The 17,398-nt window shown below is 55.4% G+C and carries 14 protein-coding genes and 1 tRNA gene; 8 read left to right on the top strand and 7 right to left on the bottom strand.

Translation table 11 applies throughout. The annotated features are described in order from the left end of the window. The first annotated feature begins 256 nt into the window (after window positions 1–256). Entirely contained in the window at window positions 257–592 is a 336-nt protein-coding gene (locus tag ACYVHC_RS10090; RefSeq protein ID WP_460613599.1) for an ASCH/PUA domain-containing protein, read from the top strand. A gap of 218 nt (window positions 593–810) precedes the next feature. On the opposite strand, the gene ACYVHC_RS10085 is transcribed toward ACYVHC_RS10090, so the two are convergent. Together ACYVHC_RS10085 and ACYVHC_RS10080 are read right to left on the bottom strand one after the other, a co-directional pair. Next, the gene (locus ACYVHC_RS10085) at window positions 811–1,935 is read right to left on the bottom strand and encodes a DUF6268 family outer membrane beta-barrel protein (protein WP_460613598.1); all 1,125 of its coding nucleotides are present in this window, start codon (window positions 1,933–1,935) and stop codon (window positions 811–813) included. A 94-nt stretch (window positions 1,936–2,029) separates the two neighbouring features. Beyond that, the gene (locus tag ACYVHC_RS10080) at window positions 2,030–5,929 is read right to left on the bottom strand and encodes a metallophosphoesterase (RefSeq protein ID WP_460613597.1); all 3,900 of its coding nucleotides are present in this window, start codon (window positions 5,927–5,929) and stop codon (window positions 2,030–2,032) included. Between the two features lie 241 nt (window positions 5,930–6,170). On the opposite strand from ACYVHC_RS10080, the gene ACYVHC_RS10075 reads away from it, so the two are divergent. After that, window positions 6,171–7,412 carry a Pycsar system effector family protein gene (locus ACYVHC_RS10075; protein ID WP_460613596.1) on the top strand — a complete coding sequence of 414 codons (1,242 nt, stop codon included), beginning with the start codon at window positions 6,171–6,173 and terminating at the stop codon, window positions 7,410–7,412. Window positions 7,413–7,528: 116 nt separating this feature from the next. Here ACYVHC_RS10075 and ACYVHC_RS10070 read toward each other — a convergent pair whose 3' ends face one another. After that, window positions 7,529–8,689, bottom strand: coding sequence for a DUF2652 domain-containing protein (locus tag ACYVHC_RS10070; RefSeq protein WP_460613595.1), 1,161 nt, complete (start codon window positions 8,687–8,689; stop codon window positions 7,529–7,531). Between the two features lie 132 nt (window positions 8,690–8,821). On the opposite strand from ACYVHC_RS10070, the gene ACYVHC_RS10065 reads away from it, so the two are divergent. Beyond that, a tRNA-Arg gene (locus tag ACYVHC_RS10065) sits at window positions 8,822–8,893 on the top strand. 107 nt (window positions 8,894–9,000) lie between these two features. Here ACYVHC_RS10065 and ACYVHC_RS10060 read toward each other — a convergent pair. Then, on the bottom strand, window positions 9,001–9,678 hold the full coding sequence (locus tag ACYVHC_RS10060; protein ID WP_460613594.1) for a response regulator transcription factor: 678 nt from the start codon (window positions 9,676–9,678) through the stop codon (window positions 9,001–9,003). A gap of 459 nt (window positions 9,679–10,137) precedes the next feature. On the opposite strand from ACYVHC_RS10060, the gene ACYVHC_RS10055 reads away from it, so the two are divergent. The 3 genes from ACYVHC_RS10055 (at window position 10,138) to ACYVHC_RS10045 (ending at window position 12,704) form a co-directional block, all read left to right on the top strand. Next, on the top strand, window positions 10,138–10,533 hold the full coding sequence (locus ACYVHC_RS10055; RefSeq protein WP_460613593.1) for an STAS domain-containing protein: 396 nt from the start codon (window positions 10,138–10,140) through the stop codon (window positions 10,531–10,533). 213 nt (window positions 10,534–10,746) lie between these two features. Further along, entirely contained in the window at window positions 10,747–12,234 is a 1,488-nt protein-coding gene (locus ACYVHC_RS10050) for a nicotinate phosphoribosyltransferase (protein ID WP_460613592.1), read from the top strand. Window positions 12,235–12,410: 176 nt separating this feature from the next. Then, on the top strand, window positions 12,411–12,704 hold the full coding sequence (locus tag ACYVHC_RS10045) for a hypothetical protein (protein WP_460613591.1): 294 nt from the start codon (window positions 12,411–12,413) through the stop codon (window positions 12,702–12,704). Window positions 12,705–12,794: 90 nt separating this feature from the next. Here ACYVHC_RS10045 and ACYVHC_RS10040 read toward each other — a convergent pair whose 3' ends face one another. Then, entirely contained in the window at window positions 12,795–13,328 is a 534-nt protein-coding gene (locus tag ACYVHC_RS10040) for a DUF4240 domain-containing protein (RefSeq protein WP_460613590.1), read from the bottom strand. 176 nt (window positions 13,329–13,504) lie between these two features. Between ACYVHC_RS10040 and ACYVHC_RS10035 the strand changes: the two genes are divergently transcribed. Further along, the gene (locus tag ACYVHC_RS10035; protein ID WP_460613589.1) at window positions 13,505–13,714 is read left to right on the top strand and encodes a heavy-metal-associated domain-containing protein; all 210 of its coding nucleotides are present in this window, start codon (window positions 13,505–13,507) and stop codon (window positions 13,712–13,714) included. Window positions 13,715–14,006: 292 nt separating this feature from the next. Continuing rightward, window positions 14,007–14,498 carry a hypothetical protein gene (locus ACYVHC_RS10030; RefSeq protein WP_460613588.1) on the top strand — a complete coding sequence of 164 codons (492 nt, stop codon included), beginning with the start codon at window positions 14,007–14,009 and terminating at the stop codon, window positions 14,496–14,498. Between the two features lie 62 nt (window positions 14,499–14,560). On the opposite strand, the gene ACYVHC_RS10025 is transcribed toward ACYVHC_RS10030, so the two are convergent. After that, complete coding sequence (locus ACYVHC_RS10025) at window positions 14,561–15,664, bottom strand: phosphoribosylformylglycinamidine cyclo-ligase (RefSeq protein WP_460613587.1); 1,104 nt, start codon at window positions 15,662–15,664, stop codon at window positions 14,561–14,563. Window positions 15,665–15,867: 203 nt separating this feature from the next. Continuing rightward, a complete protein-coding gene (gene purF, locus ACYVHC_RS10020) occupies window positions 15,868–17,376 on the bottom strand; it encodes an amidophosphoribosyltransferase (protein ID WP_460613586.1) in 1,509 nt (502 codons plus the stop codon). Window positions 17,377–17,398: the final 22 nt, after the last annotated feature.

Here is a 17,398-nt window from a genome sequence, read left to right as displayed (position 1 = left end):
TAGCGGCATCTGGCTTTTTGTATTATAGTCGGCGCTAGGTGCGTGTTTGCCTTAAAGGCACCCGTTCTAAGATATCTTGCTCATATCTAATAAATTACATCCGCCATTCTGTCACAAACCGCGAACATTCCAACTAAATATCCGTTACCTCCTATAATACGCTTGTATTGCTTGCTTTTACCTGGTTTTTTTCTACTTTGAGGCAATACGGCATGATTCCTGTGCCGGATTTCCTTTCACCTCTGACACTACTACCATGCAATATTTTTCTTCCGGCACTTTAGCTCCCGCCATTCGCGCTATTGCCAACTACCACGAGCTCAAAGTCTGGCCCGCCTGTTTTGAGGCCGTACTCGACGGACGAAAACCGTTCGACGTACGCCTCAACGACCGGGAGTACCAAGTAGGCGACGCACTGCTCTTGTGCGAATACGAGCCAGAAAGCGAGCAATACAGCGGCCGTACTACGGAGCGCTGGATCAGTTACCTGCTGCAAGGCGGCGCCTTTGGCATTGAGGCCGGCTGGTGCGTAATTGGCTTGGCCGAGCACCCACCACTGCCCCTAGGCGTCAGCGACACGCGCCTGTGGTAAGTGCGTTTTCCTAGGGTCTGTTTCTGTTGAAAGCCTCCGCTGTGCGGGGGCTTTTTTTACGGCATGGATACTACCCGTATTCTGTATGCGAAGCCCAGGCAGTTATCAGCAAAAACAACAAGCCCGACTGCTGAAAAACGGCCGGGCTTGTTGTGTATTGTTTCGCTAGGCTTGTGCACCAGGCAAACCCCAATGCAAATAAGCTGGCTGGAATAGGCTTAGTTGCCAGAGGCCTTTTTCAGGAACTTGCGCGGAGGCACAATGAACAGCTCAAACGAAGCATAGGGAGCACCAGCCAGCTTAGAATCGATGATTTTGACACGGTTATCATTGGTGCGGTCAAAGGCATCGAAGGCGTAGTTGTAGCGGTAGCCTCCTTCCAGCCCGAACCACAGGAAGTCATAGATTTCCCGCTCCCAACGGCCGCGGAACTTCACTTCCGTTTCGCGTAGCTCCAAGGTGCGCAGATCAATAGCTCCTTCGCGCCGCAGGGGCTCCCGCAGCTTGATAATATAGTTCAACCCGTCAACGGAATAGCCCGCAAACAGCAACGACTTCGGCGACACGTTGTAGCGCATGGTCACGCGGGCAGGAAATAGCGCTTCCACGCCCCAGCGGTTGTTGAAGGTGCGGTTATATAACAGAGCTGGATAAATGCTCTGGCGCCCGAAGGTGTAGCCAAGCTGCAACCCTACCCCCCACGAGAAGGTAGGGCTGCGCTTCCAGCCGTACAGAAACTCAGAGGACACGCGCAGGTAGTCGCGCACGCTCAGCTCCGAGGAGGTGTAGTCGCCGCTGAGCTCCCCTTTCACCCGGAAGATATACCAGTTCACGGTGTTCACGGGACGGATGACCGCCAGCTGTGCCCCCAGTGTTTTCAGGCCCTTGTCCTCGATGTTATCATACAGCTCATAGCCGGTGGGGCGTTGCCGAAACTTGAATTCTTCCCGCTCATAATTCACGCCCATCACCAGCTTCAGGTGCGGGTGGTTCAGCATCGGGATGTAGCCTTTGATTACCAGGCGCGCGTTTTTGGTGGCCTCTGAGCTGAAATCCTGCAGCCCTACCACTTTGCCATCGGAGTCCACATTAAAGCGCGGCATCCGCTCGTAATGGAAAATCAGGCCTTTGCTTGGACCCATACCTACCACCGAAGGCACGGCAAACTCCTGCCCATTCCCTGCCTGGATAGTATCGCCGGGCAAGGGAGCGGGCGGCGGATACACACGAGGCTGGGCGGGCGTTACCTGCGCCTGAGCTGCCAGCAGCGGGGCCGCTACCAGCATACTGGCGCCGAGCCGCCGCACAAGCCGGCTATACAAAGGAGTCAAGAGAGTACGCATACAGAGGAGGGAGGAAGGATGAGAGCAGGTGAAAACGCAAAAACGGAGAGTGAGGTTGGCGCCCGGCAGTGAGCTAGCAGCCATGCCCCACTAGCTAGAACAGGAAGTCAAACCCAACAAAAACCAGCTTTTCTTCTCCTACCGAGTACGTAGCATTGATAACGGCCTGTTTCAGTACATCAACCCAGATGCCACCGCCCACGGCCGTGTGCAGAGCCTTTATGCCGGTATCCGTATCGCGGGAGGTAAACACGCGGGCAGCATCAGCCAGGCCCAACACCCCGAACTTGCCGGGCACTAGGTAGGCATTGAAGCTGAACAGCTGCACACGCACTTCTCCGTTGGCATACACCGAGCTCCGGCCCGCAAAGCGGGTGCGGCGGTAGCCGCGCAGGTTAGTAGTGCCGCCTAGGGTATTAGCCTGGTAGAAGCGGTAGTCGCCGAGGTTGCGGTTGGCGCCAATGCGGCCGGCCCAGGTCAGCTGGAATGGGAAGTTAGGCGACAGATAGAAGCGGGCCTCAGTGGCTAGTCGGCCATAGTTAAGCCGCTCGCCGTTAAGCTGGTAGTTATACTCCGCCGAGTTGTAGATACGCAAGCCGATGCGTGGGTTTTTCGGCGAGGAGCTGGCATCGAGGCTCATGTACGCCTTGGCGCCTAGGTAGCGGTTCACACCAAAGTCAGAGGCCCGAATACCGGCCGCGGCCGTACCTTCCTGCCCATTACTGTTGGCATCGAGCCCGTTGGCAATTTCCAGCCCGAGCTGGTCGCGCTCAATATGAAACTGGTCGTACTGAGGCCCAAAGCCCAGCTTCAGGAAACTGAACACATCCTGCTCCAACATCGGGGCCACGCTTAGGCGCGAGAACCGGATGCGGTAGGTATCGTTGATGTCGCGGGCGCGGGTATCCTGGTCGTCGGCCAGCACGTTGCGCGTATCGTTGCCCAACCCGAAAAAGTTGTAGAGCAGCTGCGGGCCATACAACTGAGCATTCACGCGCAAATCGAGCTTGCCGAACGTATCGACAAAATGCCCGAGGTAGCGTACGTTGTAGGCGCTCTGAGAAGGCGAGTAGTTCGCCGCCAGGCTTTGCTCGGTAGCATATGGTGCCTTCCGGAAGCCATACGTACGATACACTACCCCCCCTCCGAGGAACAACCGGTCGTCGATGTTGTAGCCGAAGTAAGCCGTGGGCCCGAAGTAGTTGAGTGTGTAGTCTTTGCGGTCGGTGCGGTTGTGGACGTCGTACTGGCTGACATCAATACCGGGCTCCAAACGCAAACGAGCGTCTTTCCCTGCAATAATTACGTTGCCGGTATCCGCATCATACACATGTAGGCGGTGGCCTAAGCCAGCTACGTTCGAGCGGTCCACAATCGAGTCGCGGTCGGTGCCGCCAATGATGCGCACCATTGGTCCACGCTTCACATCGCCTTTCAGCTCGTATTGGTCTTCGCCTTCAAATCCGTAGAGGCGCAGCTCTTTCGTCACCTTGTTATCGAAGGTGCGGTCGAACAGGATTTTGGTTAGCTGCCCTTCCTTGTTGATCTTCTGCACCGTTACGTGCGTCTGATCACTAGGCAGGCGCTCCACCACAAACCGCTCCCGCTTCTTGGAGCCCTTCACTTCGGTTACTTCGCTGAGCAAGCCATAATAGTCGGCGGCTACTTGGGGCAGCAAATCGCGGCGGCTCTTGAGCTTGGCAATAATCTCGGGGCCGTGCAACTCAAAAATTTGCTTGGGCCACCGCTCACGTAGGGTTTGCTCGATGAGCTCATCAGTAAGGGCCGCTTTCATTTCCTCGGCCTGCTTTACCCAGTCTTCCTTCGTGACAGAAGCCAGGTAAACCCGGTCGTTGCTGAGGGCCGTCAGGTTCAAGCCTTTCCAGTCGGCGTAATCGGGCCCGAAGTTCTGGAAGTTGCGGATAGCCCACTTACGCGAGGCCAGATATGGGAAGATACCATCGCCTTTAAAGAAGGCAATGTCGCGGTCTTCGGGTACGGCCGTGAATTTGCGGTCACCGTCTTTATCCTTTTTCTCGGCCCAGCGCCATTGGTCTTCGTGCCGGTCCCAGTCGCCAATCCACATATCGAAGAGGCGGGAGCGGGCAAAGGCTTTCTCGTTGACGCGGTTATCGTTGTCGTCGGTGATGCGCTCAAACACCTTGTCGGTGCCTACTAAGTTCTTGGCGTTGCCCAGGGAGGCCACGTCGCTTTGGTCGTCCTTGGCGTCTTCCTCAATGGCGCCGGGCGTATTGCCGAAGCGCTCGAGGTACTGACCCAGCAGCGGGTCCTGCGGAATATAGCGCAGCTCGGGGTTAGTGTGCAGAATGCCAGCAGCATCAGCCAGAGGTGGCAGTGCAATAGAGGCAAAGGGGTGCTGCGCCGAAATCTGGTCTTGTAGAATGTCGGCGGCCGCGCCTTCGCGCAAGGCTTCCGGCAGTACCGCCGAGGGGTCTTTGTTCAGGCTCCGAACGGTAAAGTTGCGGCCTTCCTCGTTGCGCACTTTCAGCGAGGCCGTTTGCTTGCCACCACCAATTTTGTATGGCGTCAGGCCGCCTTTTTCAGTAGCTAGGTCTAGTACCGGAAAGGTAACGGGAGTAGCCCACTCGTGGCGGTAATGCTCACCAAACAGGAATTTATGGAACTTGCTCCGGTTGGCATACCTAGTGTTTACAGGCGTGGTTACGGTGCTATCGGCAAAGTTGGGGCGGTTACCGGTAGGCTGCACCACTACTTCCTCGGCGCTGGCCTGCTGGGCATACAGCGGCAGCCGGAACACGAGGCGGCCAGTTTGGCCTTTGCCCTCGGGCACGTAGAATTCCGTCCATACTTCCCCGTTGTCATAGTAGTTGACGCGGGCAAACCCTTTTTCCTTGTCCGAGAACCAAGCGTCGCCGCCACTGCCAGGCTTTACGTGCTGGGTTTTGCAGCCCGAGCCACTGACAATGTGGTTGAGGTTACCCTCTTTGAAAAACTGCAGGTTGTGCTCGTGCCCGGCCGCGTAAATGATGTTGGGGTATTTGTTAAACACCTCCATCAGGCCCTTCTTATAGGCTTGGTACAGCGGGTGGGGCAAGTCCTGGGTTACTCCGCCGTATTTGCGCGCAAAGGGGTAGATTGAGCCAATGACCGGCAGCGGCACAAAGGCGTATTTGTACACAATGGAAAGCGGGAAGAAATGGTCACCGAGCGTGAAGTAGCCCCCGTGAATACCATCGGAGAACAAGGGGTGGTGGGCAACCACCATAATGTTCTTGCCTTCATTGCGCTGGATGATATCCTCTACCTGCACAAAGAAGTCCGTCTCGTTGGCAATACCGCAGCCGCTGTTGGCGCCATACGGCCGCTCGCCGTTGGTTTGCAGAAACCATTGGGAGTTGATGGCAATAAGTACTAGGTCATCCTGGAGGCGAATCTCAACCGGACCGGGGCAGGCATCACGGGGCAGGAAAAAGTCGCCGGTGTAGGGGAAAGCGGCGGAGTCGCTCTGCAGGTAATTTTCTACAAAAAACTGCTCCCGGTTCACCTGTTCCACCGAGCCCTGCAGGCCCTGCTTCCAGTCGTGGTTGCCGGGAATCATGTATTTCTCGCCCTGGTAGTCGCGCAGTACCTTCAGTTGGTCAACGATGCGCTGCTCTGAGGCTTTGCGGTCGTAGGCGCCTTCCTCGGGCATGCCGTACTCGTAGATATTGTCACCCAGGTACACCGTCGTGCTTTTGGAGCCGGCGGCCAGAATCTGTTTGCGCAGGTAGTTCAGGGAAGGCTCGCCACCTTCCGCCTCCGGGGCGGGTTTGCCCACATCGCCAATCAGAAATACACTATAGCGAATGCGGGAGCTATCAGGCGGCGTCTTGGACTCCCAGTTCAGGCCGGCCTTGCGGTAGTTAGGCCGCGTAGGGTGAGAGGCTTGCTCTTTCTGCTGGGCCTGCGCCACGGGCACAACAGCACCAGCCAAAGCCAGCAGTAAGCAACAGGACAGGAAATGTCTGCTCATAAAAGAAGGTAGCAAAAAACAGGGAATCCCTGAAACGGCACTTGTTAAGGGGGGAGAGTGTTCAGGAAATACGTAAACTTACCTGCAACGGCTACCCCTTACAACCGGAGTATAGCGCTGTGCGCTGCCCTACGCAATTCAACTGGCTACGGTTGGGTTGCGACTGCCGAAAACCTGTGGCCGCAATTCGCGTTGTAAGCCGAACAGCCTAGCTGTCGTTTTTTGTTTTCCACATCTCCTGATGGAACCCATTCTTACTCAGAAACCGGCTAAGGCCGAAATTGTCAAGAACGCAAAGGCTTATGTGATGGCGCTGCTGGAAGAAAAGCTTCCGGCCCAGCTCGTGTATCACTCCCCGAAGCACACCGCCGTAGTGGTGAAGGAAGCGCGTGCCCTTGGCGAAGCGGCTGGCCTCAGCGAGGCCGACCAGGAAGCATTAGTGCTGGCCGCCTGGTTTCATGATGTAGGCTACACAGAAGTATATGATGGCCACGAGTTCCGGAGCGCTGAAATGGCCGGCGAGTGGCTTACCCAACAAGGCTACCCCCCCGAGCGCACTGAACTGGTGCAGAACCTGATCCGGGCCACTCACCGCGACGCGACCCGCGAAACAGAGCTGGAGCAGTTGCTAGTGGACGCCGACATGAGCGGCATGGGCCGCGACGATTTCTTCTCGAATGCCGAGCTGCTGCGGGCTGAGTGGGAAGCCACCTTTGGCAAAACCTACTCGAACCCCGAGTGGGCCGATAACCAGCTAGCCTTCCTGATTGGCGGCAAGTACTACACCAAGGTGGCCAAGGAGCGCTACCAGGAGCAGTTCAAGGACAATATAAAGGAGCAGCGAAAACTGCTAAAGAAGTCCGAGAAAAAGAAAAAGAAGAAAGAGGAAGAAGAGCAGGGCACCTTCGCGGAACCCAAGCGCGGCATCGAAACCATGTTCCGGACGATGTACAGCAACCACATGAAGCTTTCGGACATGGCCGATAAAAAGGCCAATATGATGATCAGCCTCAATGCGGTGCTCATGTCCCTGATCATCACATATTTCGGCGCTAAGCTGGGCAGCAAGTCAGCGGCTCTGAGTAACGTGGGCCTCATCCGAAACCCAGTTATTACGGTGCCCATGGGCATTCTGCTGGCCACAGCCCTGGGGTCGGTTATCACGGCCATCCTGTGTGCACAGCCCGATGTAACGAGCTTTAAATGGCTGAAGCGCAGCCCCCAAATTGCTACTAACCGCCGCGTAAACCTGCTGTTCTTTGGCAACTTCAGCAAGCTCAGCCTCGATGACTTCCAGCATGGCATGACGGAGATTATGGGCCAGAAGGAAGCGCTGTATACCAACATGGTGACGGACATTTACTACCTCGGCGACGTGCTGACCAAAAAGTACCGCTTGCTGCGCCTGAGCTACACCATTTTCATGGTGGGCCTGATCCTGACGGCGCTTTCGTTTGGTATTGCCTTGCTTTACAAGGTGTAACTCAGCCTATTTACGTTCTTAAAGCGGTTGACCCCAAAACGGGACCTAGCACTATGCTAGGTCCCGTTTTAGGGTCAACCGCTTTAAGCGTTTTGGAGGCCTAGTAGCCAGGAAGGTTATGAGGCACTTGGCGCCTGTTTTTCAACCAGCGCCGCGAATTGGTGAAGGGAGCTGCCCAGAAAGCGGTGGAGGCGGCGCAGTTGGCCGAATCGCACCAACCGATTAGAGCTAGCAATGTGGCCGTAACGGAGTTCAATGGTAATAAAGCACGTACTGGTGTCCACTACCTCGAGGCAGTAGAACAGCAGCGTATTCGGGAAAAGGCGGAAATGGGAAATCTTTTCCACGTATTCCAAGCGGCCGTCTTCTTCCACGTATTGCACCGCCTGAAAGTCAATCTGGCCCCGGTATACATCTGCTTTGTAGCTAGTGCCCAAGCGCCCGGCCTTGGTTACATCGTAGTGCACGGCCGAAACGCCTTCCATCCAGAGGGGGCGGAGCCGAAAGTTGCTGATGACCCGCAGCGCGTACGCCGCCGATACGCGCACCGCCCGTCGCACTTTCAGGGCGCAACTCTGCGTGGTATCGTCGGCTACTTCCGGGGTGCTCACCAGCAGCCGCAGCGGCGAAAGGTGAGCATAGTGATAAGGCACTTCGCCTAGGTATTCGTAGTAGGTGGCGCCGGGCTGCAGACGCGTCCAGGAGAAGGCGCGGGTTAGGGCAGCAGGGTGCTGAGTAGCCGTATAGCCTTCGGAAAGCAGTAGGTATTCTGAGCCGGTAATGTTGTTTTTGAGCAGCCGATGCACCACAATTACGTCGCGACCCATGAGCTTGGTGTGCTCCCGAATGCGCGCCACGCTTACCCGGCCGTAGTGCACCACTATTTTGAGGGTGAGGGCCAGCTCCTGCAATGCTTCGGCCAGCTCCGAGCCCGTATCGCGCTCCACCAGGCGCAGGTAGTTCTGAAAGTCGAGGTAAATGCGGCGGCACTGGCGCACGAGGTCGGCAATGGGCGGCGGCGGCCCCAGGCGGTAAAACAGCACGGCATCGCCCTGAATCTCGTTTACCTGCAAATCCAGCATATTGGCCTCAATCAGGATTTCCAGCAAATCGGCCACCAGAAACGGCGCCTGCGGACTGCCTGACTCCTCAATAAAGCGCGTGAAGCCGCTGATATCGGGAATGAGTAACAGGGCCGGCACTTGCTTATCGGCCTCCTGCAAGGCCCTTCCGCCGGCTGTGCGCCGGTCAGCGCGCAAGTCATCCAGTAAGCCCATGCTAAGAGAAGAAGAGGGTGAGGGTTTGTGCTACGAAATGGCCTAGCGCCCTGCGGCCTATACGCCTTGCTGGCCGCACGGGGTTTGGGCAGCCCGCGCTTTCGGCGTAGCTTTGTACTAGCGTACTACCCCGGCTGCGTAGTTCAACGGATAGAATAGGCGTTTCCTAAACGCTTGATATGGGTTCGATTCCCGTCGCGGCTACTCCAGAGGCAAACCTGGGTGCGGGTGAAACAAGGGTTTGATGCGGCGGCGGGCCTAGGGCCGGCCAAACACGCAACCCCTGTTTCACTGGCACCCAGGTTTTTTCGTTAGTCAATCAGGCCGTGGCTCATGGCGTAGCGGATAAGAGCGGCCGTGTTTTTGGCGTTGGTTTTCTCGATGATGTTCTGGCGGTGCGTTTCAATGGTACGCTTGCTGGCAAACAGCTGATCGGCAATTTCAGCGTTCGTGAGGCCTTCGGCAATTAGCTTCAGCACTTCCATCTCCCGCATCGAAAGCTCAACCGTTCCGGGCAAACGTTGGCTTTTAAGATTCTGAATTGAACTGGTTTCCGGGAGCACATCGGCGCGGTGTTCCGTCCGGTACAGCAAACCCAAACCTATTTCGGTGCACAGAAACTGACGGCCCGAAGCCACCGTCCGGATGCCGTAGGTGATTTCCGAGCTGTCGGCGTTCTTGAGCACGTAGCCCAGCACGCCCAATTGAAACATGCGATACAGGTATTTTTCGTGGTCGAGCATCGACAAGACCAATACCCGCACCTCCGGAAACTGTGCTTTTATCAATGGCATGGTCGCGAAGCCATCCAGCACCGGCATATTGATATCCATCAGTACCACATCCGTAGGAGTAGTGGCCAGCATATCCAGCAACTGCTGTCCGTTGCCCGCCTCGCCTACTACCTCCATGTCGGGCTCCCGGGAAAGAATAGCACGAATACCATCCCGCAGAATGGCATGATCGTCGGCTAGCAATACACGAATCATATGCTTTTACGAAAGCTCAGCAGTGAAACGCCGCAACAGCGCGGCCTGACAATACTACGGAATATGACCGTAGATGACTGGAGTTTCCGGCCGTTCCTACTTGGTTTTTGCCTAGGCTGACTTTATGCCCCAACCAATGAGGTCTAGAAACTATGTCTTCTGCTGTTCCTGCCCAGTCCCAGGCACCTGAGCAGGACGGCTGGCCAGTTCGGGCAACAGGAAGCACGGTATTCGGGTGGCCGCAGGCTTCACCTAACAGCTGCATGCTATCCTTGAAGAACCGGTTCAGAGCCTGTAGCGACCTAGCCACCTTAGCAAATACCTCTCTATAAATCAACAACTTACCTGCGCACCTTTTTTATTTTACAAGCGTATATCTCTTGTCTCCGCTCCCTCCGTTACGTGCGGCTGGCCACTGCTTTGCCCGCACCCCTTGCCCCACCCTTTCCCACCCGCCTTATGGAAGTGTATCGCGAAATCCTCCCCGAGAGCTATCTGCTTATTCTGGCCGACGACAACGAGCCGGCAACCAAAGATCAGCTTTCGTATGCCCTGCGCCGAGCTAGCCGGAGTGGCAAACCCAACATTTGGGTTGACTGCAGCCACACCCGAAATCTGTCGTTTGCCACGCTTCGGCTACTGGCCCGCTACTACCGTCGGCTGCGCAAGCAGCAGGTGCAGCTGGTGCTCTGCCACCTCGGCGACTCTGCCCGCCAGCTAATGGCCAAACTGCCTACCGCCCTTTGCCCGCCGGTGGTGCCCACCCTCCTCGATGCGGAACAGTACTGCCGCACCCAACACAGTGTGGTCCGGCATCATCAGTTACCTTCTTCACTAGTGGCCCAGCCCGAATAGGCACGCCCCACATGGCTCGCCTACTTCGGCAGGAAACCAACCCTAGCACGCGCCAGCGCTGCTACCCCTCCTTCAGGCGTAAACCGCCAGTAGCCTAAACAGAGCAAAAGCAGAGACGGTAAGCCTCTCATACTCGATGGGGGACAGCGGTAAGTTGTCCGCCATCGGCCGTCTTGCCGTACCTTCGAGCGTCTTGTATCACGCTCCTTGTGTATGAACCCTGCTCCGCTTTCCGGCCTCTACGCTCCTTCACTCAGTCTCCTCACCGACCTCTACCAGGTTACCATGGCCTACGGCTACTGGCAGCAGGGCATGCAGGACCGAGAGGCCGTGTTTCACCTCTACTTTCGCCGCCCGCCGTTTGATGGCGGCTACGCCGTGTGCGCAGGACTGGCCTACGCCGCCGACTGGCTCGAAAACCTGCGCTTTTCAGACGACGACCTGGCCTACCTCGGTAGCCTGAAGAGCGCGAAGGGCGAGAAAATGTTCCCCCAAGAGTTTCTCGATTATCTCCGCGACCTGAAGTTTACGTGCGATGTGGATGCCATTGCGGAAGGCACCGTAGTGTTTGCCAACGAGCCCCTGATTCGGGTGCAAGGCCCGCTGCTACAGGCGCAATTGGTGGAAACGGCGTTGCTGACGCTCGTCAACTTCCAGACCCTAGTAGCTACCAAAGCCTCCCGCATTCGCGAAGCTGCCGGGTCTGATACGGTGCTGGAATTCGGCTTGCGCCGTGCTCAGGGGTTTGATGGGGGCTTATCAGCTAGTCGGGCCGCGTATTTGGGCGGGGTTGATGCTACCTCCAACGTGCTGGCCGGGCAACGCTTCAACATTCCGGTGAAGGGCACGCATGCTCACAGCTGGGTAATGGCTTTCGAGGACGAGGAAACGGCCTTTACCGCCTACGCCAAGGCTTTCCCCGATGACTCAGTATTCCTGGTTGACACCTATGACACGCTGGAAGGCGTGCGCCACGCCATCCGAGTAGCCCGCCAGATGCGAGCCAACGGCCACGAGCTAGGCGGCATCCGCCTCGACTCCGGCGACCTAGCCTACCTTAGCCGTGAAGCCCGCGCGTTGCTCAATGAAGCCGGTTTTGAGAACGTGCGCATCGTGGCCAGCAACGACCTAGAGGAAAACCTTATTACCAGCCTCAAGCAGCAAGGCGCCAAAATAGATACCTGGGGCATCGGCACGCAGCTAGTTACAGCCTACGACCAGCCCGCCCTTGGGGGAGTGTACAAGATGGCTGCCCTGCGCAAACCCGACGATTCGGGCTGGGATTTCACCATTAAGCTCTCGGAGCAGCTGGCCAAAACCAGCATCCCCGGTATCCTGCAGGTGCGCCGCTACGAAACCGAGAAAGGCCAGCCCCGCGCCGACATGCTCTACAACACCGCCGAGCCCCTCCCCGACCACCTGACCATCATTGACCCCAGCGACTATACCCGCCGCCGCCCCGTGCGCCCCGATGCGGCGTACCGTGAGCTACTGGAGCCCATCTTCCGCCGCGGCAAGCTGGTGCATGCGTTGCCCACCCTGGAAGAAAGCCGCCAGCGTGCCCACCGCGAAGTCCTCAGCCTCGACCCCAGCATCCGCCGCTTCCTCAACCCCCACACCTACCCCGTAGGCCTCGAGGAAAGCCTGAACACCTTCCGCACCAACCTGATTCTGGAGAAACGCCCACTACGGCTGGCGTAACCTTTGTACAGCTTACTTATGAATAAGGTACTAAGCGTTTATGTACGATTAGGCTTACTTGTCCTCCAATGCGCCTCCACCCACTATGTTCACTAGCCCTTCTACTAATGAGTTGTGATTATTACGACTCTCGCTTGGTGCTAGTAAACAAAACTAAGACCGCTATTTGCGTAGAGATGGCGCACGATACCATTCCTGACTATCCAAGCCTTAATAGGTCAGAAGTATGTCTGAGCCGTAGCATTACACCAAGAACTGAGGCTGAGCAAACCATACCTGGTAGCATGGATGAATGGGTCAGAGAAGTAAACCGCAGCAAAAACAAGCAACTCAATCTTTTCATCTATGCAACGGACTCTGTGCGTCGATACCACAGCATGGATAGCCTCAATCAAACACATCGTTACACTACGATTTCGCTTTCCTTGAAGGAACTTGAAGCTATCGACTGGCGAGTAATTGTGGAATAATTTACTCTACCCTGAGTAGGTTACAAAGACGAATCTATAGATTACTTATAGTTAACTGCGCTATATTCTACAATGCATAGTTACCATTAATCATAAGGCACCAAATTTCTTCCAAAGCTTAGGCAGCATCTTCGGCAACTGACTTTCGGTCCAGTCTTCGCCTTTGGTAACAGAGCCAAAATCATAATCTAATCCTCGGGCCGACGCTATTTCCCTGGGAAAGGTATCGTCTTCCTCTTCTTTGCCAGTGCGTTTTTGAAAGGCAGTAGTTGCTACGTATAGCAGTTCTTCAAAATCCTGATACCCGGCGTCTAGCACCGTTGCCAGCGTATCGGGTTTTTCAAGCGCCGCCCTGAAAACGCTTTCTCCTTGACCTATGAGCCAACACCGGAAGTACAGGTAGGTATCATCTGAAACGTAACCATCAAGTATCTTTTGAGCGGCCATAATGCCGAAGTCATCGGCCTCCATCAGACACTCACTCAAAATACACTCAAAATCGATAATCTGCTCCGGCACATACGTTGCCAAGCTGTTGATCAATGCCTGCTCCTGAAGAGTCTGGTCGCCATTTGAAGCTTTTTTGGCGGCGTCTATTAACTGCCAGAATTCGTTCTTATCCATTTTCGGTGTACTGCGAGTTGGGCGACTAAATACGGCAAAACTCTGCACTACTCTAGCCAAAGCCTGTACGGGCTAGGCCTATTGCGGCAGCTAATTTTGCGTTGTATTCGTTGTACTAGCAACTCACCCGCCGCGGACCGCTTCTCTAGGCCACTGCAGCTCTAACTGTTACTCTTATGTCAACCCTGAAATTCAAAACCAGCATCAACTGCGCTAACTGCGTGCGCGCCGTAACCCCTTTCCTCGACGCCGAAGCCAGCGTGAGCAAATGGAGCGTAGACACAAACAGCTCCGAGAAGATTCTCACTGTAGAAGGCGAGAACCCCATTCCCGAGCTGATCATGAAATCTGTGGCCCAAGCCGGGTTTGATATCGAACCGGCCTAGTTTACAATACCTCTATAAAAACAAAAGCCGAGCTGTATGAACAGTTCGGCTTTTGTTTTTATATCTGCTCGTGGAGTCCAGGTTACCGTAAACCGATTCCTTATAAGTTCAGCATCGCCTTCAATGCCCACCGTTATAACTTGTTTTAAAAGAAGTTGGTAGTAGAAGCAACCTATGCTTTTGCGGCCTGGTCATGCGTGTAGAAGCAGATAGCGCCTGTCATCGACAGTCTTCACTGGTTGATTGTATCCCTATTTGCTATACACTTTTTCACCTACTATTCTCTTTATTCATGAAACTGCTACCTATTGTCCTTTCATTGGGTCTGCTTCTCTTTACTACTTTTTGCACCAAAAAAGATAGCATAACGCCGAAACATGTTGCTACCAAAAACGAATTTCTGCTAGCTACTAAATGGCAACTGACCTCTTACACAACAAGGCTGAAGGTCTCAACAGTAGCTGAATTTTCTCCTGATCAAGTACCTGAGGAAGGGTATAACAGCATCTCTGACTGGACTAAGGATGACTCTTGGCAATTTATTTCCAACCAAAGCTTTATTGTGGATGAAGGTGGCACCAAATTCAGCTCATCTACTCCGCAATCAAGATCAGGCAGCTGGACGCTAACTCCAGATGCAAAAACGTTGTCGATTACTATCGATAGAAACCTGCACACATACGAGGTCCTTGCGTTAGATGCTTCAACTCTTAAAATCAGAGAGCGTTACGATACCCCGGAGGACTTCACGGTAGAAATAGTTATGACTTTCAAACCCTTATAAAACATGAAGCGGTGGGTACAGTACCTACCGCTTCATGTTTTATAAGGGTGATTGGTTACGAATTATGCCTCGTAGCGCAACTCGCCCGCACCTACGCGCAGTACTACATCAGTTTCCTGCGTGATGCGGCCGGCTACTTGGGCTTGGTAGCCGTAGCTGCGAAGGATTTCGGCCACGGCTTCGGCCTGGGCTTCGTCTGTAACGAGAAGCATGCCGTTGCCCATGTTCCAATAGAGGTAGGCTTCGGTGGGTGTAATACCGGCCAGTTCAGCCAGCTGCTGCATAGCAGGCAGAGGCTCGAACAAGTTGGTCAGTTCGGCGCCCACGCCGTTTTTGAGTACGCGCTTGAAGTTATCGGCAATACCGCCGCCGGTAATGTGCGCTGCTGCATGCAACAGCAGGCCAGCATCCAGCACCGCCGTCACACCGGGCGCGAAAATGAGCGAAGGCGCAAGCATCACCTCGCCCCAGGTCTGGCCCATTTCGGCGGCATCAGGCCCGGTGTACGGAGCCGTGTGCCAGGCTTCACCGAAGGCTTTGGTGAGGGCGCGACGGGCCAGGGAGTAGCCGTTGGAGCGGAACGATGGGGACCGGAGCGCTACCACTGCCTGTCCGGCGTGCACGTTGGCACCACTTAGGGGGCGCTCAAGACTCGGGTGCAACACGCCCACGGCCGTGGAGCACCAGTTGAAGTTCATGCGGGCACCGGGGTAGCCACCGATGCGGTTACCTAGCTCAGCAATTTCGCCACCTGTTACGGCTATCTGACTGAACTGCGCCGCATCATGCAGGCCGTGCATCAGCTCATCTACCACCTCGTAGTTGAGGGTGTTCACGTCGATGATATTCGACAGATTGGTAGGGATGAAACCCGCCACAACTAGATCGTCGGCTACCATGGCAATTAGGTCATATCCTAACGTATCGTAACGGTCCGTACGCTCTGCCACCTCAATCTTGGTACCGATACCATCGGAGCCAATGCCCAGCCGCTCCGCGCCAAAGCGGATTTCGTTGGAGAAGCCGCCCGCCAGGTCCTGCGCCGGCTCGCCAGGCTTACCCGCACGGGTAGAGAAGGTTTTCTGGGCCCAGTGGTAAGCATTTTTGGAGGCGGCATTGCCTTCCTCGATGGAGTAGCCGGCAGTAGCTTTGAGGTCAGAGGACATATGAAACGCTAGGGTTAAGCAAACTAGAAGGCTAGTTCCCCTCTTCAGATGAGGAGGGGCTAGGGGTGGTTGATAGACAGCAGAACGAGTTTTAGACCTAGAGACTAATGGGTGCCTGACGATAGGTCAACTACCCCTAACCTCTCCTCATTGAGGCGAGGAACTAGTTTTTAGCTTAGTCCTAATGCTGTCATCATCTTGAATTAATGTTCGGTTGGCTCGGGAGCTTTGGCACTCACGGAAGGCAACGCGTTAGCGTCATTTTTCTTGTCGTGGCGGTGGCTCTGGCGCTCCTCCTGAATGTGACGCAGGTATTTGGTTACGTCGCCGGTAGGGTACTTGCCGGTGAAGCACGCGAAGCAACTGCCGCCGTGGCCTTTATCTTCCGAGAACAGTTCCTGCAGGTCTTCAATCGACTGATAGATTACCTTATCGGCCCCGATATACTGACAGATTTCGTCCTCGGTGTAGTTAGCGGCAATCAGCTCCGTGCTCATGGCCATATCAATGCCATAGATGCAGGGGGCAATGATGGGCGGCGCACTGCTAATGAAGTACACCTCGGCAGCGCCAGCCTCACGCAGAATGCGCACAATGCGCCGTGAAGTGGTGCCCCGCACGATGCTGTCATCGACCACCGCAATCTTCTTGCCTTCCACAAACTCCCGGATGGGATTGAGCTTCTTCTTCACGATATCCTCGCGGCCGGCCTGGCTGCTCACAATGAAGGAGCGGCCCATGTGGTTGTTCTTCACCATGGCGCGACGGTAGGGCACGCCAATGGCCTCGGCTAGGCCAGAAGCCGAGAAGTAGCCCGAAGAGGGCACGTCAATCACCATATCCGGCTGAATGCCCGACTCGATAACTTTCCGGGCCAGCATCTTACCCAACCGCACTCTCTCCCGAGCCACCAAGCGGCCATGGATAGTAGAGTCTTCGCGGGCGAAGTAGATGTGCTCGAACACACAGAAGGCCTTCGGGAGGTTGTACGGATTCTTGTAGTGTACCTTGAAGTCTTTGTCGATAAACACTGCCTGGCCAGGGCCTACGTTCTTGATGAACTCAAAACCCAGATAATCAAAGCAGGTGCTTTCCGAGGCAAACGCGTAGATGGGACCCTTTTCCGTATCGCGGCGGCCTAGTACCAAGGGCCGAATTCCCAGCGGGTCGTTGAAGGCCAGCAGGCCGTGGCCGGCAATAACGGTGATGGTAGCGTAAGCTCCTTTCACCAGTTCCTGCGTTGTTTCTACCGCATCAAAGATGTCGACTACTGAAAGAGCATCGAGGTTCTTCAGGCGCAGCTCCGAGGCGAAGGTGTACATGATGAGCTCCAGATCGTTGCTGGTTTTGGGCAGCACGTGGTACTTCTCATGTAAGCGCTTGGCAGCTGAGCGGAAGTTGATGACGTTGCCGTTGTGCACCATAGAGAGCCCGAAGGGGTAGCTGGTAGTGAACGGCTGCGCCAGCTCCGCATCGTTGGAGCCCTGCGTAGTGTAGCGGGCATGGCCGATACCGATGTTACCCTTCAGCTTCTTGAGCTGCTTTTTCCGGAACACATCGGAAATCAGGCCGTTGCCTTTGCAGAGGTGAAAGTTATCATCGAAGGTGGCTATACCGGCCGCGTCCTGGCCGCGGTGCTGGAGCGCCGTCAGACCAAATACGATGTCGTGGGCGACGTCATCGGGGCCGTAAAAACCTACAATTCCGCACATGGGAAATATCGAGAAGGCAGTA

Source organism: Hymenobacter seoulensis (genome assembly GCF_054780535.1).
Note: the sequence above shows the minus strand (reverse complement) of the source record. Positions and strands in the feature narration are given on the sequence as shown.